This window comes from Streptomyces sp. NPDC054794 (assembly GCF_053611585.1).
The window spans coordinates 49,926-69,760 of the sequence record NZ_JBSHAQ010000009.1 but is presented as its reverse complement, the minus strand read 5'-3'; the positions used below and the strand labels follow the sequence as shown (position 1 = coordinate 69,760).

Genomic DNA, 19,835 nt, shown 5'->3' with positions numbered 1-19,835 from the left:
GGTGCCGGGAGAGACGCGGATCACGCACATTATTTTGGCCCCGAGGTTTGGTCCACAGCCAAGTGCGGTTATCCACAGGGGAATTGACGAGGTTGTGGACAAGTCGTGTGTGGTTCAGGGCGTTTCGTCAAGATCATTGTGCCCGAGGTGCGTTGCCGCCAGGTCGTCCAAGGTCCGTGCGCGTACCTCCCGTTCGGTGGCCAGCGTGACGAATGTGGCGGCCCGGCCGGGACCAACCAGCTTCTCCACGGCGTGCATTGTCTCGGCCGGGAGCGGCACGGAGCGGGTCTGTGCCAACGATTCCGGCGTCTCCCCCGTGCCGAGTTGCCGGCGCAGGTGCCGGGTGGCGAACAGGCGCATCGCGCGGGCCAGTTCGGCGTCGACGGTCTGCTGCGCGAGGGGGCGCAGGCGGCGGACGAGGGAGGCCGCTTCGGCCGCGTCGGCGTCGGTGCGGTGGTGGGGTCCGTCGAGGTAGCGGGCGAAGACGTGCTCGGTGGTGAACTCCAGGAAACGGGCGGCTATGTGCTCCACCTGGACCCGCAACTCCCGCAGGTGGCCCGCGATCGCGCTGAGCGGGACCCCCGACGCGTGCAACTCCACGGCCACGGCCAGCTCTTGGGGGCTGGGTACGAGGAAGGAGTCCGGGTCTCCCGGGACGGGTTCCAGCACGCCGAGCTCGACCGCCTCGGCCACGGCGGCGGCGTCGGGGGTGCCGCCGAAGCGGGCGCCCAGTTCGGCGCGGGAGACGCGGGACGGCTCCTCGTCGGTCCACGGGCCCTCGACCTCGGTGACCAGCCCGAGCACGCCGGCCAGGCCGCGGCCGGTGTCCCAGGCCTCCAGGAGTTCCTTGATGGAGGCGAGGGTGTAGCCGCGGTCGAGGAGGTCGGCGATCTGGCGGAGGCGGGTGATGTGGGCGTCGGAGTAGACGTTGGCCCGGCCCCGGCGTTCGGGGCGGGGGAGCAGACCGCGGTCCTGGTAGGCGCGGATGTTCCGCACCGTGGTGGCGGCGTGGTGGGCCAGGTCCTCGATGCGGTAGGGCGGTGTGGGGGCCGGAGGGTCGGTCATGTGGTGTTCCTGTCGGTTTGCCCGGTGTTGGTGCGGGGCGGGGCGGGATCGCTGACCCCCGCCCCCTTCTCACACCTTCGGGTCCACCCGTGCGATCGCCCTCAACACCCCCGGCAGGAAGCGGGACATGAAGTGGGCACCGTGGGCTTCCGGGGTCACCGGGGCCAGGGGTGTGTTGTCGGCGACCGCCCGGAGGATCGCGGAAGCGACCTTCTCCGGCGGGTAGTTGCGCATCCCGTACAGGCGGGCCGTGCGCTTCTGGCGGCGGCGTTCCTCCTCCGCGGACACGCCCGTGAAGCGAGCTGTCGCGGTGATGTTGGTGTTGACGAATCCGGGGCAGACCGCGGAGACGCCGATGCCCTGGCCGGCGAGTTCGGCGCGCAGGCACTCCGTGAGCATCAGGACCGCCGCCTTGGACGTGCTGTAGGCGGGCAGGGCCTTGGAGGGCTGGTACGCGGCCGCCGAGGCGATGTTGACGATGTGGCCGCCCTGCCCGCGCTCCGCCATCTGCCCGCCGAAGAGGCGGCAGCCGTGGATGACGCCCCACAGGTTGACGTCCAGGACCTTGCGCCAGTCGTCGGACGTCGTGGCGAAGAACGACCCCGACAGGCCGATCCCGGCGTTGTTGACCAGCACGTCCACGACGCCGTACTCCGCGGCCACCTTGTCGGCCAGCTTCTCCATGGCCTGCTCGTCGGAGACGTCGACGGTCTCCGCCCAGGCCGCCGGCGCGCCGAGCAGGCGGGACAGCTCGGCGGTGCGCCTGGCGGACTCGGCGTCCCGGTCGACGGCCACCACGCGCGCACCGGCCTCCGCGAACGCGAACGCCGTCGCCCGCCCGATGCCGCTGCCCGCGCCGGTGACCAGTACGAGCTGCCCGCCGAAGCGGTCGGCGTAGCGGCCCGCGGGCCGGGCCGGCTCCGGACGGCCGCCTTCCACCTGGGTCACGAACTCGTTGATCCAGGAAGTCAGTTGGTCGGGCCGCGAGCGCGGGATCCAGTGCTTGGCCGGAAGGGTGCGCCGGGTCAGCTGCGGAGCCCACCGCTCCAGCTCGTCGTACAGCTTCTCCGACAGGAACGCGTCGCCCAGGGGCGTGATGAGCTGCACGGGCGCGTGCGCGTACGCGTCGGCGCGCGGCCTGAGCAGCCGGGGCCGTACGTTGTCCCGGTACAGCCAGGCGCCGTGCGCCGCGTCCGTGGCCAGCGACGGAGTCGGGTAGGCGTCGCCGGGGACCTTCTCCATCCGCTCCAGGATCTTCGGCCAGCGCTTGCCGAGCGGGCCGCGCCAGGCCAGTTCCGGCAGGACCGGCGTGTGCAGGAGGTACACGTACCAGGACTTGGCGCCCTGACCGAGGAGCTGGCCCACCCGGCGGGGCGTCGGCCGCTTCACGCGCGCGTTGATCCAGTGACCGAAGTGGTCCAGGGACGGGCCGGACATCGAGGTGAACGAGGCGATCCGGCCCTCGGTGCGCTTGACCGTGACGAACTCCCACGCCTGCACCGAGCCCCAGTCGTGCCCCACCAGGTGCACCGGCCGGTCCGGGCTCACCGCGTCCACGACCGCCAGGAAGTCGTCGGTGAGCTTCGCCAGGGTGAAGCCGCCGCGCAGCGGCTTGGGCGCCGTCGAGCGGCCGTGGCCCCGGACGTCGTACAGCACGACATGGAATCCGCACTGCTCGGCGAGGCGGACGGCGACCTCCGACCACACCTCCTTGCTGTCCGGGTAGCCGTGCACCAGCACCACCGTCGGCCGGGTCGGGTCCCCCAGTTCCGCCACGCACAGCTCGACCCCGCCCGTGCGCACCCGGCGCTCCCGCGCGCCCTTCAGCGTCGTCACTTGTCCTCCGCCCAGCGCCGCACGTGCGGCAGATCGTCGTCCAGCCAGAAGGCGCTCTGCTCGGGGTCCCGGGAGTCGGTGACGACCAGGATCTCCTCGAACTTCGCGCCCGTACCCCGGAAGCCCAGGTGGGGTTCCACCGCCCACAGGCCCGGCCTCGGCGGGTGGTCGGAGAAGCGGTACGGGGACCACAGGGGTGACCAGCCCTCGCGGTGACCGTGCAGCGCGTCGGACGCCAGCCCCTTCAGGGACTGCGTGCCGAACCCGAACAGGTGCGGCGACCGGCGGCGCTGCGGCACCCGGTCCACCTTGTGCGCGATCACGCCGAACGGGTAGGCGCGGTGCCGGTTGGCGTACCCCTGGCGGACCATGAGGCGGTCCACGTCCTCGTAGATCTCGCGCAGCGGGCGCTTCTCGCGCACCTCCCGCAGGATCAGCTCACGGTGCGCCTCCAGGTCGGCCATCAGCCGGTCCTGCACCGGGTTGAGGCCGAGCGAGCCCGAGTAGCCGATGTCCGCCGTGTATCCCTCGTACACCGGGGCCATGTCCAGGATGAACGGCATCCCGGGCTCCAGCCGCCGGTTGGTCGGGAAGAACTGGAGCGGCACGCGGAAGTTCACGAACGCCGTGCGGTCCCCGAACCAGGCGAAGGGCAGGTGGAACCAGTCCCTGACCCCTCTCTCGCGCAGCCACTCGCGCTGCATGCGCGCCGCCTCGCGCTCGGTCACACCCGGCTCCAACCGTGCCGCGACCGCCTCCGCGCACTCGTAGGCGAGGCGCTGGACCCGCCTGAACCCCCGCAGCTCCACGGAGAGTTCGCTGTTCACTGCCGTCGTCATGCCGCCCCGTCCCGTTGACTGCGGTACGCGTCCGTAACTTGACACTGGCGAATGTGACAGTTGTTAGAGGTGGCGTCAATAGGCGGGATCATGGCTGTGGATAACTCTCAGGCAGGGGATCCCGTAGGGCCCCGTACGTCTGAAGTCTGATGTCAAGACGGCTCTGCGGTCTGACGACCCCCGTGGCGCGTTTCACTACCGTCGAAGACGTGACTGTGATCGCGACCGAAAGCCTGAGCAAGCGGTTCCCCCGGGTGACCGCGCTTGACCGGCTCTCCGTGGACGTGGGACCCGGCGTGACGGGGCTCGTGGGTGCCAACGGAGCCGGCAAGTCCACACTGATCAAGATCCTGCTGGGTCTGTCCCCCGCCTCCGAGGGCCGCGCCGAGGTGCTCGGCCTCGACGTGGCCACCAAGGGCGCCGCCATCCGCGAGCGGGTGGGCTACATGCCGGAGCACGACTGCCTGCCGCCCGACGTCTCGGCCACCGAGTTCGTCGTGCACATGGCGCGCATGTCCGGCCTGCCGCCCACCGCCGCGCGCGAGCGCACCGCCGACACGCTGCGCCACGTCGGCCTGTACGAGGAGCGCTACCGCCCCATCGGCGGCTACTCGACGGGCATGAAGCAGCGCGTGAAGCTCGCCCAGGCGCTGGTCCACGACCCGCAGGTGGTCTTCCTGGACGAGCCGACCAACGGCCTCGACCCGGTCGGCCGCGACGAGATGCTCGGTCTGATCCGCCGGATCCACACCGACTTCGGCATCTCGGTCCTGGTCACCTCGCACCTGCTGGGCGAACTGGAACGCACCTGCGACCACGTCGTCGTCATCGACGGCGGCAAGCTCCTGCGCTCCAGCTCCACCCGTGACTTCACGCAGACCACGGCCACGCTCGCGATCGAGGTCACCGACACCGACGAGCACCCCGACGGCACCCGCGCGGTGCGCGACGCGCTCCACGCGCGCGGGGTGAGCACCCACGACGACGGCACCGGCCTGCCCGGCGCCGGACACGTCCTGCTGCTCACCGCCCCCGACGAGCAGACGTACGACGTCGTCCGCGACGTCGTCGCCGACCTGGGCCTCGGCCTGGTGCGCATGGAACAGCGCAGGCACCACATCTCGGAGGTCTTCCGGGACAGCGACGAGCAGCGGAAGGAGGCGGTCGGCCATGGCGGTTGAGCACCCCGTAGCGACTCCGGCCGGTGACCAGACCCGGATCCACAACATCGGCTACCGCACGTACGACGGCCCGCGCCTGGGCCGTGCCTACGCCCGCCGGTCCCTCTACTCGCAGTCCCTGCGCGGCGCCTACGGCCTCGGCCGCTCGGTCAAGTCCAAGGTGCTGCCGATGCTGCTCTTCGTGGTGATGTGCGTGCCCGCGGCCATCATGGTCGCCGTCGCGGTCGCCACCAAGGCCAAGGACCTGCCGCTGGACTACACCCGCTACGCGATCGTCATGCAGGCCGTCATCAGCCTGTACATCGCCTCGCAGGCGCCCCAGTCCGTCTCGCGCGACCTGCGCTTCAAGACCGTGCCGCTGTACTTCTCACGGCCGATCGAGACGGCCGACTACGTACGCGCCAAGTACGCGGCGCTGGCCTCGGCGCTGTTCATCCTGACCGCCGCCCCGCTGCTCGTGCTCTACGTGGGCGCGCTGCTGGCCAAGCTCGACTTCGCCGACCAGACCAAGGGATTCGCACAGGGACTGGTCTCCGTGGCACTGCTCTCGCTGCTCTTCGCCGGCATCGGCCTGGTCATCGCCTCGGTCACCCCGCGTCGCGGCTTCGGCATCGCCGCCGTCATCGCGGTGCTGACCATCTCCTACGGCGCCGTCTCGGTCCTCCAGGGCATCGCCGAGACCCAGGGCAGCTCCGAGGTGATCCCCTGGATCGGCCTCTTCTCGCCGGTCACGCTCATCGACGGCCTGCAGTCCGCGTTCCTCGGGGCCACCTCCGCCTTCCCCGGAGCGATCGGCCCGACCAAGGGCGAGGGCGTGGTGTACGTGCTGTTCGTCCTGGGCCTGATCGCCGCCAGCTACGGCCTTCTGATGCGCCGCTACCGGAAGGTGGGCCTGTGACCACGCTCTCCATCGACCACGTCTCCCGCTGGTTCGGCAACGTGGTCGCCGTCAACGACATCACCATGACCATCGGCCCCGGCGTCACCGGCCTGCTCGGCCCCAACGGCGCCGGTAAGTCCACCCTGATCAACATGATGGGCGGCTTCCTGGCCCCCTCCACGGGCACCGTCACCCTCGACGGGCAGCCGGTGTGGCGCAACGAGGCGATCTACAAGCACATCGGGGTCGTCCCCGAGCGCGAGGCGATGTACGACTTCCTCACCGGCCGCGAATTCGTCGTCGCCAACGCCGAGTTGCACGGACTGGGCGCCAAGGCCGCCCAACGCGCCCTGGCCACGGTCGAGATGGAGTACGCGCAGGACCGGAAGATCGCCACGTACTCCAAGGGCATGCGGCAGCGCGTGAAGATGGCTTCCGCGCTGGTCCACGACCCCTCCCTGCTGCTGCTCGACGAGCCCTTCAACGGCATGGACCCGCGCCAGCGCATGCAGCTCATGGAGCTGCTGCGGCGGATGGGGGACGAGGGCCGCACGGTGCTGTTCTCCTCCCACATCCTCGAAGAGGTCGAACAGCTCGCCTGGCACATCGAAGTCGTCGTCGCCGGACGGCACGCGGCCAGCGGCGACTTCCGCAGGATCCGCCGTCTGATGACCGACCGCCCGCACCGCTACCTGGTGCGCTCCAGCGACGACCGCGCACTGGCGGCCGCGCTGATCGCCGACCCGTCGACCTCCGGCATCGAGGTCGACCTGACGGAGGGCGCGCTGCGGGTCCAGGCCGTCGACTTCGGCCGGTTCACGACCCTGCTGCCCCGGGTCGCCCGCGACCACGGCATCCGGCTGCTCACGGTCTCGCCGTCCGACGAGTCCCTCGAATCCGTGTTCTCGTATCTGGTCGCGGCGTAGGAGGCCGAAGATGTACGACCCCACTGTCGCCCGGCTCACCTACCGGGCCCTGCTCGGCCGGCGCCGGGCCCTCATCCTCGGCGCGCTGCCGCTGCTGCTGATCGTGATCTCCCTGGCCGTGCGCGCCCTCGCGGGCGCCGACGACCAGACGGCGTCGGACGTGCTGGGCGGCTTCGCGCTGGCCACCATGGTGCCGATCATCGGCGTCATCGCCGGCACCGGCGCGATCGGTCCGGAGATCGACGACGGCTCCGTGGTCTACCTGCTCTCCAAGCCGCTGAAGCGGCCCACGATCATCTTCACCAAGCTGATCGTGGCCATCGCGGTGACCATGGTGTTCTCGGCGGTGCCGACCCTGATCGCCGGCCTGATCCTGAACGGCAACGGCCAGCAGATCGCCGTCGCCTACACGGTGGCCGCGCTGGTCGCCTCCATCGCCTACGCGGCGCTGTTCCTGCTCCTGGGCACGGTGTCCCGGCACGCCGTGGTCTTCGGTCTCGTCTACGCGCTCGTCTGGGAGGCCCTGTTCGGTTCCCTGGTGCCCGGCGCGCGCACGCTGAGCGTCCAGCAGTGGGCGCTGGCCGTGGCCCACAAGGTCGCCGGCGGGGACCTGGTGACCTCCGACGTCGGGCTGACGACGGCGACGATCCTGCTGGTGGCGGTCACCGTGCTGGCCACCTGGTACGCGGGACAGAAGTTGCGGTCGCTCACGCTGGCGGGCGAGGAGTAGGCACGCCGCCGGGCCCGACGGGGTCCGGTTTTGGACCGGGCCCCGCTCTGGGCGGGGCCCGCTCCAGACGGAGGACCGCTCTTGACGTGGATCGCCCTTGACGGGGGCTTCACCCCCGGCGGGGCACACTGGCTCCAGGGATGCACCGCTGGGAGGCACGGACATGTCCGACGAGGCGCTGCCGTACGACGAATGGGACGCGGTCGTCCTGGACGAGGACTTCATACGGTCCGCCGGGACGACCGAGCCGTCCGCCCGTGCCCGGATGCTCGCCGCCCGCTGGCGCGCCGAGTCGCCGAAGCCGCAGCCGTGGCGCTCGGACGAGCCGCCCGCGGGATGGTTCTTCGGCAAGGCGCGTCGGCGCAGGTGGCGCCGCCGGTGACTCAGCCGACGTAGTCGGTGAGGACGCAGCCGTCGACCTGGGCCGGCTCGTTGCGGAACCCGGTCGGCGGGACGAAGTTGGGCGAGCAGTTGATCCCCAGCGTGCCGGCCCGAACGAGCGCCTCTTCCTCGTGGCTGCGGCCGTTGAGCCGGACCGCGAAATTCTGGCCGACGAAGTAGCGGGTGTCCGTGTCACCGTCCGACCGCTGGTACTTCTTGTAGGCGGCCATGCGCGGTCCTTGATGGAGAAGGCCTTGTTGGTGGCTTCTGTCCGGGCAGTCAAGGCAGCGTCGTCAGCGTAGTCACCGTCGATGTCGGCGAAAGTGTCCTCCTTGTCCCGGCCGAAGCCATCGCACTCGGTGACGGATTGGACGAGCTTCGCCACCCCGTTCATGTCGGCGGCCTTGCCCAGCCCGGCCTGTGCGGTCCTGCCGTTCCCGTGCCGTCATCGCCACCGCAGGCGACGGCGCTCGGTAAATCAGTGGCGTCCAACTCGGCGCACCGGCACAGTGGTTGTGTTCACACCGCCGGTCGGGGAACCGGCGCCACATTCTGGGAGAGGAGCCGGACGATGTCCATGCACGACAGTACGTCCAGCTCCCGTCAGGGCAGCCCGCGGCGGACTCCGGTGTAGTTACCCCACTGCGGAGTCCCCGCACGGGGAGCTGCCCGGGGCGGCCGCTTCGAGCACGCGATGTCGCTCTCGCGTGGGCCGCCCACCCGGAGGATTGGCCGAGTGGTAAGGCACCGGCTTGCTAAGCCGTGGTCGGGGGCAACCCCGCGCACGTTCGATCCGTGCATCCTCCGCGAGACGTTGTCACCGGTACTGGGCCGGTCTGTAGGGCCGGGGTGCGTCGAGAGGCACCCGAAGCCTTGGGCCTAGCCCAGCAACCGTTCCAGTACCACCGCGATGCCGTCCTCCTCGTTCGAGGACGTCACCTCGTCCGCCACGGCCTTCAGCTCCTCGTGGGCGCCCGCCATCGCCACGCCCCGCGCCGCCCAGGCGAACATCGGGATGTCGTTCGGCATGTCGCCGAAGGCGATCGTGTCGGCCGCCTTCAGCCCGAGCCGCCGGGCCGCCAGGGACAGCCCCGTCGCCTTGGACAGCCCCAGCGGCAGCAGCTCGACGATGCCCTCGCCCGCCATCGCGACCGTGACGAAACCACCCGCGGCCTGCCGGGCCGCCTCGGCCAGCTCGTCGTCCGAGAGCCCCGGGTGCTGTATGTAGATCTTGTTCAGCGGCGCGGCCCAGAGGTCCGACACGTCCGTGAACGGGGTCGCCGGGAGCTTCCCGGTGACCCCGTAGCCGGGCCCCACCAGCACCTCGCCGTCCAGCCCGTCGCGGCTCGCCGCCAGGTGCAGCCGCCCCACCTCGGCCTCGATCTTGGCCAGGGCGATGCCCGCCAGCTGCCGGTCCAGGGTGACCGAGGTCAGCAGCCGGTGCTCTCCGGCGTCGTACACCTGCGCGCCCTGACCGCACACGGCGAGACCCTGGTAGCCGATGTCGTCGAGGATGTGCCGGGTCCACGGGACGGCGCGCCCGGTGACCACGATGTGGGCCGCGCCCGCCGCGGTGGCCGCGGCGAGCGCGTCACGGGTGCGCCGCGAGACCGACTCGTCGGAACGCAGGAGCGTTCCGTCGAGGTCGGTGGCGATCAGTCGGTACGGGAGGCCGGCGCTCACTTGGCGACCGGCTCCAGGACCTCCCGGCCGCCGAGGTACGGACGCAGCACCTCGGGCACCCGCACGGAGCCGTCGGCCTGCTGGTGGTTCTCCAGGATCGCCACGATCGTGCGCGGTACGGCGCACAGCGTGCCGTTCAGCGTCGCCAGCGGGCGGACCTGCTTGCCCTCGCGGACGCGGATCGACAGGCGGCGGGACTGGAACTCGGTGCAGTCCGAGGTCGAGGTCAGCTCGCGGTACTTGCCCTGGGTCGGGATCCAGGCCTCGCAGTCGAACTTGCGGGAGGCCGAGGCGCCGAGGTCACCCGTGGCGACGTCGATGACGCGGTACGGCAGCTCCAGCGAGGTCAGCCACTGCTTCTCCCAGTCCAGCAGGCGCTGGTGCTCGGCCTGCGAGTCCTCGGGGGAGACGTAGGAGAACATCTCGACCTTGTCGAACTGGTGGACGCGGAAGATGCCCTTGGTGTCCTTGCCGTGCGAGCCGGCCTCGCGGCGGAAGCAGGGCGAGAAGCCCGCGTAGCGCAGCGGGAGGCGGTCCGCCTCGATGATCTCGTCCATGTGGTAGGCCGCCAGCGGCACCTCGGACGTGCCGACCAGGTACAGGTCGTCCTTGTCGAGGTGGTAGACGTCCTGGGCCGCCTGGCCGAGGAAGCCGGTGCCCGCCATCGACTGGGGGCGGACCAGCGCCGGGGTCAGCATCGGCGTGAAGCCGGCGGCCGTCGCCTGGGCGATCGCCGCGTTCACCAGGGCCAGCTCCAGCAGGGCGCCGACGCCGGTGAGGAAGTAGAAGCGCGAGCCGGAGACCTTGGCGCCGCGCTCGACGTCGATCGCGCCGAGCAGCCGGCCGAGCTCCAGGTGGTCCTTGGGCTCGAAGCCCTCGGCGGCGAAGTCGCGGATCGTGCCGTGCGTCTCCAGGGTGGCGAAGTCCTCCTCGCCGCCGACGGGCACGTCGGGGTGGACGAGGTTGCCGAGCCGGAGCAGCAGCTCCTGGGTCTCGGTGTCGGCCGCGTCGCGCTCGGCGTCGGCGGCCTTCACGTCGGCCTTGAGCTGCTCGGCGCGCTTGAGCAGCTCGGCCTTCTCGTCCGCGGGGGCCTTGGGGATGAGCTTGCCGAGCTGCCTCTGCTCGGCGCGCAGCTCGTCGAAGCGGACGCCGGACGACCTGCGCCGCTCGTCGGCAGACAGGAGGGCGTCGACGAGCGCGACGTCCTCTCCACGGGCGCGCTGGGACGCGCGCACACGGTCGGGGTCCTCACGAAGCAGGCGAAGGTCAATCACATGCTCAAGGCTACCGGTGCACGGTTGGCACCTACGACCCACCATTCCGAACAGTGGCGAAATGAGAATTACGTTCAGTTATGACGGAATTGCCGCGTGTGTCAAGGAAAAGTGTCTCACTCCCTGGGACGGGGCAAGCGGGAGGCGCCGGGTTGACTCGAATCCCTTGTGGAGAGCGGGACTTGGGGGCTGGGTTGTCCACAGGAGTCCGCACCCTCGGAAGAGTTATCCACAGGCTGTGTGGAAGACCTGTGGACACCGGAATTGATCACTCCGGAACGGTCGACCGCGCGGAAGAATTCCCGGTGCAAACCGGTGCGACACCTACTTTCGGGTGGAAATGGGTCGCCCCAAAAGATGAACCGAAGGAAACAGGTGGACGAAGGGTGAGGCGAGCGCCGGCGACCCCATCTGTGGGCCGCAGGGCGATTTGTCGACTGTGTGGCACGTTGTTGTCGACTTGTCCCCAGGTCGAGATGAGCGCCTGTGGATAACTCCTGTGGATAACGATGGTGTGCAGGTAGGACTGGCTAGAAACGGCCGTCCTGGCAGCGCGCCACCCAGTCCGCCGCGGCCACGAACTCCTGGTCCGAGGTCCCCGTCAGCGTGGGCCGGGCCTCACCCGGCTCGATGTCCGCACGCGGGTACGAACCGAGGAACCGTACCTGCAGACAGATGCGCTTCAGACCCATCAGGGCCTCGGCCATCCGACGGTCGGAGATATGCCCCTCGGCGTCGATGCAGAAGCAGTAGTTGCCGATACCGGCACCGGTGGGCCGGGACTGGAGCAGCATCAGGTTGATGCCCCGGGCGCCGAACTCGCCGAGCAGGTCGCGCAGCCCGCCGGGGTGGTCGTCGCGCTGCCACAGCACGACGGAGGTCTTGTCCGCGCCGGTCGGGGCCGCGGGCCGGGCGGGCCGACCCACCAGCACGAACCGTGTCTGCGCGTTCTCGGCGTCGTGGATGCCGGTCTCCAGGGGCACCAGGCCGTACCGGGCCGCGGCGAACTCGCCCGCGAAGGCGGCGTCGTACCGGCCCTCCTGGACCAGGCGGGCGCCGTCCGCGTTCGAGGCGGCCGACTCCCAGAGGGCGTCCGGGAGGTTTGCTTTGAGCCAGTTGCGGACCTGCGGCTGGGCGGCCGGGTGGGCGGTGACCGTCTTGATGTCCGTCAGCTTGGTGCCGGGCCGCACCAGCAGCGCGAAGGTGATGGACAGCAGCACCTCGCGGTAGATCATCAGCGGTTCGCCGGCGACCAGTTCGTCCAGGGTGGTCGTGATGCCGCCCTCGACGGAGTTCTCGATCGGCACGAACGCGGCCTCCGCCTCGCCGCCGCGCACCGCGTCCAGGGCGGACTGCACCGATACGTACGGGATCAGCTCCCGGGTCGCCGTCTCCGGAAGCGTGCGCAGGGCGACCTCGGTGAAGGTGCCCTCGGGGCCGAGATACGCATAGCTCGCTGGCATGTCCTCACCCTAATGGCCGTTCCGGAATGTGGCTGAGGTGTCTCACGACAGCCCCTCCCCTGAGTGAAATCCGCTCCCCTCAGCCCTCCAGCAGCCGCTGCCCGACGTACTCTCCCGTCGCCGCGCCGCCCGGCACCGCGAACAGTCCGCTCGCCTCGTGCCGTATGTACGTCGACAGTGCGTCCCCCCGGTCGAGCTTGCGCTGCACCGGCACGAAGCCGCGCAGCGGGTCGGCCTGCCAGCAGACGAAGAGGAGCCCGGCGTCGGGCACCCCGGCCGCGTCGATGCCGTCGTGGTAGGAGAACGGCCGCCGCAGCATGGCCGCGCCCCCGTTCTGGTCGGGCCGGGTGATCCGGGCGTGCGCGTTGATCGGCACGACGTAATTGCCGTGGGCGTCGGTCTTCTCCAGATCCATCGCGGTCGTCTCGGTGCCCCCGGACAGCGGCGCCCCGTCGGACTTGCGGCGCCCGATGACGTCCTCCTGGGCCTTGACCGACAGCTTCTCCCAGTCGTCCAGGAGCATGCGGATCCGGCGTACGACCGCGTAGGAGCCGTTCGCCATCCAGGCCGGGTCCTTCGAGCCGGACGCCGGGACGAAGATGCGCCGGTCGAAGTCGGACTCGGCCGGCTTCGGATTGCGGGTGCCGTCGAGCTGGCCCATCAGATTGCGGGCCGTCATGGGGTGGGCGGTGGCGCCCGGGGTGCGGTTGAAGCCGTTCATCTGCCAGCGGACGCGGGCCGCGGCGCCGGCGTCCTTCTGGATCGCGCGCAGCGCGTGGAAGGCGACCAGGGCGTCGTCGGCACCGATCTGCACCCACAGGTCGCCGTTGCTGCGCGCCCTGTCGAGCCGGTCGGAGGAGAAGTCGGGCAGCGGGTCGAGGGAGACCGGGCGCTGCTTCTCCAGGCCGGTCCGCGCGAAGAAGCTGTGGCCGAAGCCGAAGGTGATCGTCAGCGAGGAGGGGCCGGCGTCCCGGGCCACGTCCGTGTCGTCGTGCGCGGCGGCCTCGCCCGCCATCAGCCGCTCGGCCGTCGTCGACCAGCGGCGCAGCAGCGCGGCGGCCTCCTTGCGGCCCGCGCCCGCCGCCAGGTCGAAGGCGACGAGATGGCCACGGGCCTGGAGGCCCTCGGTGATGCCGGGCTGATGTTTCCCGTGAAACATCGCCCGCCCTGCGCCGACCGAGGACAGCGGGGCGGCCTGGGCGGGCGCGGCCGCGTACCCCGCGGCCCCGCCCGCCGCACCGAGCACGAGCCCGGTCGCACCGGCGGTGCCGAGCAGTGCCCGCCGCGAAATACCCCCTGGCAAGGCGCCGCCTTCGGCAGCGGACTTCCCGGGGTCGATCACTTCGGACGGGGTGGACTGGTCAGCCATGGTGCGGTTCAGCCGATCTGCGCGTTCTTGGAGACGGTCGCCTGGTCGATGTCGGAGGTGCGCACGGTCACGGCGATCTTCCATTCGCCGGCCATGGGGATCTGCACCTCGGTCGCCGCCCAGTGCCCGGTGGCGATGTGGTCGGGGGTCACCGGAAGTGGCCCGATCTTCTTGGCTTCGAGGGTGAAGGAGACCTTCACCTCCGGGATGTCGAAGGCCCGGCCGTTGGGCCGCTGGACGTAGACGTGCATTTCGTTGCCGCCCACGCGCGCGGGGTCGAAGTCGAGACGTACGAGGCCCTTGCCGTCGGTGCCGCCCGTGTCGAACGGCATGTCCAGGGTGAGCGCCCCCGACGACGAGGACGGCGTGGACGAGGAGGAGGACGACGAGGAAGACGAGGACGTGGCGGCCTTGGCCTCCTGCTCGGTGCGCCCCGGCTCGGTCTGCGTCAGCACGGTGGCGACGGCCAGCAGGACGACCGCCACGCCGGCCTCCGCGAACACCGAGCGGCGCAGTCCGGAGCGGTTCGGGTCGGCTTCCCGCAGCTGCTTCTGCCGCGCGGTGTCGATCGCGGCCTGCTGCCGGGCGAGCTGGGCGGCCCGCTCGGATTCACCGGATCCTTCCGCACGGTCGGCGTCCCCGGCCCGGGCGGGAGCGGTCACGTGCTCCTTCTTGGGCTGCTCGACCTCGGTCGCCGTGGCGGCCGCGTTCGCGAGCCGTCCCGTCCAGCGCCGCGAGATCCACGCGATGCCGACCAGCAGCACCACCAGCCCGATCTTGATGAGCAGCAGCTGTCCGTACCAGGTGTCGGTGAAGGCCGACCAGGAGCCGAGCTGGCGCCACGCCTGGTAGGTGCCGGTGGCGACCAGGGTGAGTACGGAGGTGAAGGCGACGCGTGAGAAGCGGCGTACGGCAGTGGCCTCGATCGGTGTCTCGGCGGGCGCCCGGTACAGCGAGACGAGGAGGGCGACGAGACCGCCGAGCCAGGTGGCGACCGCCAGCAGGTGGATCACGTCGACCGGCATGGCGATGCCCGGCTGCAGACCGGTCGAGGCGTGCTCGGCCATCGCCCAGCTCGCCGCGAGCCCTGCGGCGACCACGGTCCCGCCGATCGCGAGCCCGAAGGCCAGGTCGCGCTTCTTCTCGTCCTCGCTTGAATCATGCTGTCGGCGCGAAGCGTCGTCGTTCAGGCTGGTGGTGGGAGACGGGCGGGCGTACGCCCCGAAGAGCACGGCGATGAACAGGGCGGCCGCGGCGAGCAGCAGCAGCCGGGAGACCAGCGCGGCGCCGGTCTTGGTCTGCAGCACCTGGCCGAGCAGATCCAGGTCGAGGACGTCGGCGAACTTCCCGGAGGTGGTGTAGGCACCGCGCAGGAGCAGCAGCCAGAGCGTGGCCGCGGTGAGCGCGAGCCAGCCGCCGACGACGAGCCGCTGCACCGCCCGCACCCCGGATCCGCGCTGCCAGCAGGCCAGCACGAAGGCGGCGCCGCCGGTGAGCACGATGAAGCCGGCGTAGGAGACGTAGCGTCCGAACCCGTACAGCCACCCGACGACGCCGCCGTCTGCCGTCTGGTCGGAGACCGAGACGCTGGTCAGGGAGGGGGCGCCGACGGAGAAGGTGTACGCGCCGGAGACGGGGTGGCTGTCCGCCGAGACCACCTGGTACGCGACGGTGTACGTGCCCTTGTCCAGGCCGCTCTTGAGCTGCACGGCGTAGGTCGTGCCGGTCACCTCGGACGGCTTGCCGGTGTCGACCCGCTTGCCCTTGGGGTCGAGGACGCGCAGCGAGTCGTCGTTCATCGCGACCTTCTCGGAGAAGGTCAGCGACACCTGGGTGGGCGCCTTCTTGACCACCACCCCCTGTGCGGGGTCGCTGCCGGTCAGCGCGGCGTGCGCGGAGGCCGGCCCGGCGCCGGCCAACAGCGCGCCGGCGACGGCCAGGAACAGCAGCACCAGCGTGCGCCAGCGGGGGGTGATGGTCCGCGTCAAGATGGTCCCTCCCTCAGTGTCCGGTCGACGGGTTGTACGTGGCGGACTTCACCGGCATCTCGACGGTGAGGGGCCCGGACTTGGCGAACGTGAGCTTCAGCGCGATCGTGTCGCCCTGTCGCGGCTTGCGCTTCAGCTTCTCGAACATCAGATGGTTGCCGCCGCTTTTGAAGACGAGTTGACCGTGCGCGGGGACGGGGAAGGAGGTGACCTCCGCCATGGCTCCGTTCACGGTGTCGTGCATGGTGACCTCGCCGGCCGCGTCACTGGTGACCGAGGTCAGCTCGTCCTTCGTGCCGCCCTCGTTGGTGATCGTCAGGAAGCCGGCCGCCATGTCGGCGGAGACGGGCTGCGGCATGTAGGAGGCGGCGACGGACAGGTCGGCCGCCGCGGAGTCCGAGCCGCCGCAGCCCGCGAGGGCGAGCGCGCCGGCCAGTGCCACGGCGGGGACGGCGAGACGCCTCACGGGTTGGCTCCCTTGATGATCTCGGGGAGGTCCTTGGTGTAGTCGTCCACCTTGGCGTCCTCGCCGTAGAGGAGGTAGCCCCCGTCGGTCTTCGGGGAGAAGGCGACGACCTGGGTGCCGTGGACGGAGACGATCTTGCCGTTCTTGTCCTTCTTCGTCGGCTCGATGGTGATGCCGAGGGAGCGGGCGCCGGCCTGGATGGTCGCGAAGTCGCCGGTGAGGCCGATGAACTGGGGGTCGATGCCGTTGAGCCACTTGCCGAGCTCGGCGGGCGTGTCGCGCGCCGGGTCGGTGGTGACGAACACGACCCGCAGCTTGTCCTGTTCGGCCTTGGGCAGCGCCTTCTTGGCGACCGCGATGTTGTTCATGGTCAGCGGGCAGACGTCGGGGCAGTGCGTGTAGCCGAAGTAGACCAGCGTCGGCCGGCCCTTGGTCTGCGCGCGGAGGTCGTACTTCTTGCCGTGTGTGTCGGTCAGGACCAGGTCCGGCTTCTCGAACGGCTGGTCGAGGAGGGTCGCGGACTTGTCCGAGCCGGACTCCTCGGAGACCACGGAGACGGGCGACTTGCCGTCGTCACCGCTGCCGCAGGCGGAGAGGGTCAGGGTGGCGGCGGCGAGCAGCGCGGCCGCGGCGAACGTCTTCTTGCGCATAGAGAAATGTCCCAGATGTGATTACTCCGGCGCGCACCGGGGTCGTACGCAAGCGTCGCACGACCCCGGGTGCGCGGTCCGGGCGAGGGGCTCAGGCGTTCGACCGCCGACGACCGGCGATCACGCCGTACGCGACACCCGCCGCGCCGACGACGATGCCCACCACGCCGAGCACACGCGCCGTGGTGTCGCTGCCGCCGGAGGAGTCGGAGGCGGCCGCGGTCTCGCTCTTGTCGGCCTTGTCGCTCTTGTCCGCGGCGTCCTCGGCCTTCGCGGAGCCGTGGGAGTGCTCGTCCGAGGAGGCGGCCGCCAGCTCCAGCACCGGGGCCGGGTTTTCCGGCTCCTCCTGGCCGTCCTGCTGGACCTCGATCCAGCGCACGACCTCCTTGTCGGAGTACGTCTGGACGGCCTTGAAGACGAGTTCGTCGGCGTCCTCGGGCAGCGGGCCGACGGAGAGCGGGAACTTCTGGAAGAAGCCCGGTTCGATGCCCTTGCCCTCGGCGGTCCAGGTGACCTTGGTGACGGCCTCGCCGATCTTCTCGCCGTGCATCTCCAGCGGCTTGTCCAGCTTGGACTTGGTGACCTTCACGCTCCAGCCGGCGATCGGCGTCGGCATCACCGAGGCCAGCGGGTGGTCGGCCGGGAAGTTGACCTCCAGCTGGGTGGTCGAGGCGTTGTCGCGCTCGTTGGGGACTTTGAAGTCGACGACCGCGTAGCCGCCCTTGGCGGCCGTGCCCTCGGGCTGTACGGAGACGTGCGCGAACGCGGGGCCGGAAAGGACGAGGACGGCCGAGCCGGCGACGGCAGCGGCGGCGGCGATACGAGAAGCCTTCATGGCAGAGAGCACTCCACTTCGGGTGGTTCCGGTGAGAGAAGGAGGGGCGCGGGGCACGAGGACGTGCGCACGCGCGTGCCGCACGACGGCGGCCGGCCCCTCCGTCCCGGTTCCGGGTGGAGTGATGGGTCGTCGCGTCGCGTCAGGCAGCGAGAACGAGCACGGCGGCGGGCGGGCCGCGCCGGATCACCGTGTGTTGGAGTGCGGTCGTGTGCGGGGCGGGTGCCTCGTCCTCGGCGGTACGCCGCGGACGCGGACCCGGCTGGGGTGCGGCCGGGAGCCCGGCGCACAGTGCACGCACCAGCGCCAGCGCCCCGCGCAGGGAACGTACGAGCGCCCCCTCGGCGACTCCGTGCGCCGACAGCTCGATCAGGCGCAGCAGGGCCAGATCGCCTCGGCGCAGCAGCCAGCCGACGGCGACCGCCGCGAACACGTGGCCGAGCACCATCGGCAAGGACGGCAGCAGCGACACCGAGGAGCCGGCGGCGTCCCCCGCGTGCGGCATGGAGTCCATGCCGTTCATGCCCTTCATGCCGCTCATGTCTTCGTTCGCGCCGCCGATGAGATGCGCGTCGGTGAGGAGCTTGAAGGCGTGGGCCGGGCTGATCGCCGCGGCACCGGTGCCGCACACGAGCCGTGCGGCCCGCTGGACCAGGGCCGCGTCGTGCGTGGCGTCCATGGACATCGCGCCGGAGGTCATGGCGGCCGTGCCGTGCTGGCCCAGCCCGAACAGCGTGTGCAGCGCGATCTGGCCGAGCGCGAGCAGTGCCACGATCCGGGGCAGTGAGCGCGCCCGCCCGGCGAGCGGCGCCACCAGCAGCAGGGCGCCCAGGAATCCCGCGCCGAGCGTCCACAGCGGGACGGTCGCACAGGAGGCCAGTGTGTGCCCGGCCGCGGCCAGCACGACGCAGACCGCGGCGAACACCGCGGCCCGCAGGATCCGGAGTTCGCCTCCGGAGTGCGCCGTGCGTGGGTGGGGGGCAGTCATGGCGCGTTCATCATCCCACCGGGCCGCCATGCCCCGGGCGGCAGGTCCCCAAGATCCCCATACACCGATTCCTTTCCGGACACATCGGCCGTATGGGCGGCGTCACGCCAACGGTGTGCTTACACACCGGTACGGGCGGCAATAGGTAACGGTATGTCGAGCCGCGGCCAGGAGGCTGGAGCATGAGCATCTGGTGGTCACTCCATCTGCGGCGTGAGGCCGCGAGCGTTCCGCTCGCCCGGCGGTTGTTACTCGGCACGATGGAGACCGCGGGCGTCGACCCCGACATCTCGTACGACCTTTCCGTGGCGCTGACCGAGGCCTGTGCGAACGCCGTGGAGCACGGCGGGGACGCGACGCGCGGCGGTTCGTCGGAGGCGTACCGGGTGACCGCGTACCTGGACGGCGAGAAGTGCCGGATCGAAGTGATCGACTCGGGCCCGGGGTTCGCCTGCGCCCAGGGCCTCAGGCCCGCCCGCGCGGACGCCGAGCACGGCCGAGGCCTGTGGCTGATCCGGGAACTCGCCGATCATGTGCACATCGGCGACAAGCCGGGCAGGGGTGGAACGGTGGTCAGCTTCGACAAGATGCTCAAGTGGAAGAAAGATCCTTCCCTGCTTACGGCATGACGGTGTCCTGGGCATAACAGCCGGGGCTAGGGTGCGCGCATGTATATCGAACCCCAGGAAATACACGAGATATCCGACGGTGTGATTCTGCGTCCGCTCGCCCAGGGTGATGCGCCGGCGCTTTGTGCCGCATATGTGGAGAACCGGAAACACCTCGAACCGTGGGAGCCGGAAAGACCCGAATCCTTCTTCACCGTCGAGGGCCAGACGGAACGCGTCGAGGGGCTGCTGCGCGATTTCGCCGAGGGGAGTGTGGTGCCCTGGGTCCTCCAGGCGAACGACGGGCGGATCGTGGGCGCCGTGACCCTGTCCGGAATCTCCCTCGGACCTTTCTGCAGCGCCTTTGTCGGCTACTGGGTCGCCGCCGACCGTCAGAACCGCGGGCTGGCCAGCGCCGCCGTGGAGCGGGTCTGCCGCGGCGCGCGGGACCTGGTGGGGTTGCACCGGATCGAGGCGTCCACGCTCATCGACAACGTGGGCTCGCAACGCGTGCTGGAGAAAAGCGGATTCGCCTCGATAGGCATGGCGCCGAGCTATTTGCACATCAATGGGGAATGGCGGGACTGTCGGCTGTACCAACGGGTCCTGCACGACCGTGTTCCGGCCATGTGATCCGGTCGATTCCGGTCGACTTCGACTTCCGGCGCGTTCA

20 protein-coding genes and 1 tRNA gene are annotated in these 19,835 nt (G+C 70.5%); 8 read left to right on the top strand and 13 right to left on the bottom strand.

The window, feature by feature from the left end; all coding sequences use genetic code 11:
• Nucleotides 1-114 precede the first annotated feature (114 nt).
• From ACWGKT_RS11800 to ACWGKT_RS11790, 3 genes are all read right to left on the bottom strand, one after another.
• Complete coding sequence (locus ACWGKT_RS11800; RefSeq protein ID WP_453273449.1) at nt 115-1,065, bottom strand: MerR family transcriptional regulator; 951 nt, start codon at nt 1,063-1,065, stop codon at nt 115-117.
• A gap of 69 nt (nt 1,066-1,134) precedes the next feature.
• Nucleotides 1,135-2,901 (bottom strand): SDR family oxidoreductase, encoded by a 1,767-nt coding sequence (locus ACWGKT_RS11795; protein ID WP_453273448.1) that lies wholly within the window; start codon nt 2,899-2,901, stop codon nt 1,135-1,137.
• Nucleotides 2,898-3,740 (bottom strand): M24 family metallopeptidase, encoded by an 843-nt coding sequence (locus tag ACWGKT_RS11790; protein ID WP_356143601.1) that lies wholly within the window; start codon nt 3,738-3,740, stop codon nt 2,898-2,900. The genes ACWGKT_RS11795 and ACWGKT_RS11790 overlap by 4 nt, the downstream gene beginning before the upstream one ends.
• Nucleotides 3,741-3,955: 215 nt before the next feature.
• Between ACWGKT_RS11790 and ACWGKT_RS11785 the strand changes: the two genes are divergently transcribed.
• The 5 genes from ACWGKT_RS11785 (at nt 3,956) to ACWGKT_RS11765 (ending at nt 7,839) form a co-directional block, all read left to right on the top strand.
• Nucleotides 3,956-4,921 (top strand): ABC transporter ATP-binding protein, encoded by a 966-nt coding sequence (locus ACWGKT_RS11785; RefSeq protein ID WP_356143714.1) that lies wholly within the window; start codon nt 3,956-3,958, stop codon nt 4,919-4,921.
• Nucleotides 4,911-5,819: an ABC transporter permease gene (locus ACWGKT_RS11780; RefSeq protein ID WP_453273447.1), complete on the top strand. Its 909-nt coding sequence runs from the start codon at nt 4,911-4,913 to the stop codon at nt 5,817-5,819. The genes ACWGKT_RS11785 and ACWGKT_RS11780 overlap by 11 nt, the downstream gene beginning before the upstream one ends.
• A complete protein-coding gene (locus tag ACWGKT_RS11775; protein ID WP_235459565.1) occupies nt 5,816-6,727 on the top strand; it encodes an ABC transporter ATP-binding protein in 912 nt (303 codons plus the stop codon). The genes ACWGKT_RS11780 and ACWGKT_RS11775 overlap by 4 nt, the downstream gene beginning before the upstream one ends.
• 10 nt (nt 6,728-6,737) lie before the next feature.
• Nucleotides 6,738-7,457, top strand: coding sequence for an ABC transporter permease subunit (locus ACWGKT_RS11770; RefSeq protein ID WP_235459564.1), 720 nt, complete (start codon nt 6,738-6,740; stop codon nt 7,455-7,457).
• A 163-nt stretch (nt 7,458-7,620) separates the two neighbouring features.
• Nucleotides 7,621-7,839, top strand: coding sequence for an SGM_3592 family protein (locus ACWGKT_RS11765; RefSeq protein WP_453273446.1), 219 nt, complete (start codon nt 7,621-7,623; stop codon nt 7,837-7,839).
• A 1-nt stretch (nt 7,840) separates the two neighbouring features.
• Here ACWGKT_RS11765 and ACWGKT_RS11760 read toward each other — a convergent pair whose 3' ends face one another.
• Complete coding sequence (locus tag ACWGKT_RS11760; RefSeq protein ID WP_453273445.1) at nt 7,841-8,068, bottom strand: hypothetical protein; 228 nt, start codon at nt 8,066-8,068, stop codon at nt 7,841-7,843.
• A gap of 492 nt (nt 8,069-8,560) precedes the next feature.
• Between ACWGKT_RS11760 and ACWGKT_RS11755 the strand changes: the two genes are divergently transcribed.
• Nucleotides 8,561-8,645 (top strand) — tRNA-Ser (locus tag ACWGKT_RS11755).
• A 72-nt stretch (nt 8,646-8,717) separates the two neighbouring features.
• Here ACWGKT_RS11755 and ACWGKT_RS11750 read toward each other — a convergent pair.
• The 9 genes from ACWGKT_RS11750 to ACWGKT_RS11710 all read right to left on the bottom strand — a co-directional run bounded on the left by ACWGKT_RS11750 (nt 8,718) and on the right by ACWGKT_RS11710 (nt 18,554).
• Nucleotides 8,718-9,521: an HAD family hydrolase gene (locus ACWGKT_RS11750; RefSeq protein WP_453273444.1), complete on the bottom strand. Its 804-nt coding sequence runs from the start codon at nt 9,519-9,521 to the stop codon at nt 8,718-8,720.
• A complete protein-coding gene (serS, locus tag ACWGKT_RS11745) occupies nt 9,518-10,795 on the bottom strand; it encodes a serine--tRNA ligase (RefSeq protein WP_356143589.1) in 1,278 nt (425 codons plus the stop codon). The genes ACWGKT_RS11750 and serS overlap by 4 nt, the downstream gene beginning before the upstream one ends.
• Before the next feature lie 530 nt (nt 10,796-11,325).
• Complete coding sequence (gene pheA, locus ACWGKT_RS11740; RefSeq protein WP_356143587.1) at nt 11,326-12,258, bottom strand: prephenate dehydratase; 933 nt, start codon at nt 12,256-12,258, stop codon at nt 11,326-11,328.
• A 79-nt stretch (nt 12,259-12,337) separates the two neighbouring features.
• Nucleotides 12,338-13,627 (bottom strand): iron uptake transporter deferrochelatase/peroxidase subunit, encoded by a 1,290-nt coding sequence (gene efeB, locus ACWGKT_RS11735; RefSeq protein WP_453273443.1) that lies wholly within the window; start codon nt 13,625-13,627, stop codon nt 12,338-12,340.
• An 8-nt stretch (nt 13,628-13,635) separates the two neighbouring features.
• Nucleotides 13,636-15,615: a copper resistance CopC/CopD family protein gene (locus ACWGKT_RS11730; protein WP_453273442.1), complete on the bottom strand. Its 1,980-nt coding sequence runs from the start codon at nt 15,613-15,615 to the stop codon at nt 13,636-13,638.
• Nucleotides 15,616-15,628: 13 nt separating this feature from the next.
• Nucleotides 15,629-16,081, bottom strand: a complete 453-nt coding sequence (locus ACWGKT_RS11725; protein ID WP_356143582.1) for a copper chaperone PCu(A)C — start codon at nt 16,079-16,081, stop codon at nt 15,629-15,631.
• Nucleotides 16,078-16,731, bottom strand: coding sequence for an SCO family protein (locus ACWGKT_RS11720; RefSeq protein WP_356143580.1), 654 nt, complete (start codon nt 16,729-16,731; stop codon nt 16,078-16,080). The genes ACWGKT_RS11725 and ACWGKT_RS11720 overlap by 4 nt, the downstream gene beginning before the upstream one ends.
• Before the next feature lie 91 nt (nt 16,732-16,822).
• Nucleotides 16,823-17,566, bottom strand: a complete 744-nt coding sequence (locus ACWGKT_RS11715; protein ID WP_453273441.1) for a YcnI family copper-binding membrane protein — start codon at nt 17,564-17,566, stop codon at nt 16,823-16,825.
• A 142-nt stretch (nt 17,567-17,708) separates the two neighbouring features.
• On the bottom strand, nt 17,709-18,554 hold the full coding sequence (locus ACWGKT_RS11710) for a hypothetical protein (RefSeq protein WP_453273440.1): 846 nt from the start codon (nt 18,552-18,554) through the stop codon (nt 17,709-17,711).
• Nucleotides 18,555-18,736: 182 nt separating this feature from the next.
• On the opposite strand from ACWGKT_RS11710, the gene ACWGKT_RS11705 reads away from it, so the two are divergent.
• Both ACWGKT_RS11705 and ACWGKT_RS11700 read left to right on the top strand, forming a co-directional pair.
• Nucleotides 18,737-19,183: an ATP-binding protein gene (locus ACWGKT_RS11705; protein WP_235459552.1), complete on the top strand. Its 447-nt coding sequence runs from the start codon at nt 18,737-18,739 to the stop codon at nt 19,181-19,183.
• A gap of 39 nt (nt 19,184-19,222) precedes the next feature.
• On the top strand, nt 19,223-19,795 hold the full coding sequence (locus ACWGKT_RS11700; RefSeq protein ID WP_356143572.1) for a GNAT family N-acetyltransferase: 573 nt from the start codon (nt 19,223-19,225) through the stop codon (nt 19,793-19,795).
• The last annotated feature ends 40 nt before the right edge of the window (nt 19,796-19,835 follow it).

Excerpts from the sequence above, each read along its gene's own strand:
- ACWGKT_RS11760 (WP_453273445.1), bottom strand. The coding sequence starts at position 8,068 with ATGGCCGCCTACAAGAAGTACCAGCGGTCGGACGGTGACACGGACACC.
- ACWGKT_RS11780 (WP_453273447.1), top strand. The coding sequence starts at position 4,911 with ATGGCGGTTGAGCACCCCGTAGCGACTCCGGCCGGTGACCAGACCCGG.
- ACWGKT_RS11710 (WP_453273440.1), bottom strand. The coding sequence starts at position 18,554 with ATGACTGCCCCCCACCCACGCACGGCGCACTCCGGAGGCGAACTCCGG.
- ACWGKT_RS11800 (WP_453273449.1), bottom strand. The coding sequence starts at position 1,065 with ATGACCGACCCTCCGGCCCCCACACCGCCCTACCGCATCGAGGACCTG.
- efeB (WP_453273443.1), bottom strand. The coding sequence starts at position 13,627 with ATGGCTGACCAGTCCACCCCGTCCGAAGTGATCGACCCCGGGAAGTCC.
- ACWGKT_RS11765 (WP_453273446.1), top strand. The coding sequence starts at position 7,621 with ATGTCCGACGAGGCGCTGCCGTACGACGAATGGGACGCGGTCGTCCTG.
- ACWGKT_RS11700 (WP_356143572.1), top strand. The coding sequence starts at position 19,223 with ATGTATATCGAACCCCAGGAAATACACGAGATATCCGACGGTGTGATT.
- pheA (WP_356143587.1), bottom strand. The coding sequence starts at position 12,258 with ATGCCAGCGAGCTATGCGTATCTCGGCCCCGAGGGCACCTTCACCGAG.
- ACWGKT_RS11770 (WP_235459564.1), top strand. The coding sequence starts at position 6,738 with ATGTACGACCCCACTGTCGCCCGGCTCACCTACCGGGCCCTGCTCGGC.
- ACWGKT_RS11715 (WP_453273441.1), bottom strand. The coding sequence starts at position 17,566 with ATGAAGGCTTCTCGTATCGCCGCCGCCGCTGCCGTCGCCGGCTCGGCC.
- ACWGKT_RS11705 (WP_235459552.1), top strand. The coding sequence starts at position 18,737 with ATGAGCATCTGGTGGTCACTCCATCTGCGGCGTGAGGCCGCGAGCGTT.
- ACWGKT_RS11790 (WP_356143601.1), bottom strand. The coding sequence starts at position 3,740 with ATGACGACGGCAGTGAACAGCGAACTCTCCGTGGAGCTGCGGGGGTTC.
- ACWGKT_RS11720 (WP_356143580.1), bottom strand. The coding sequence starts at position 16,731 with ATGCGCAAGAAGACGTTCGCCGCGGCCGCGCTGCTCGCCGCCGCCACC.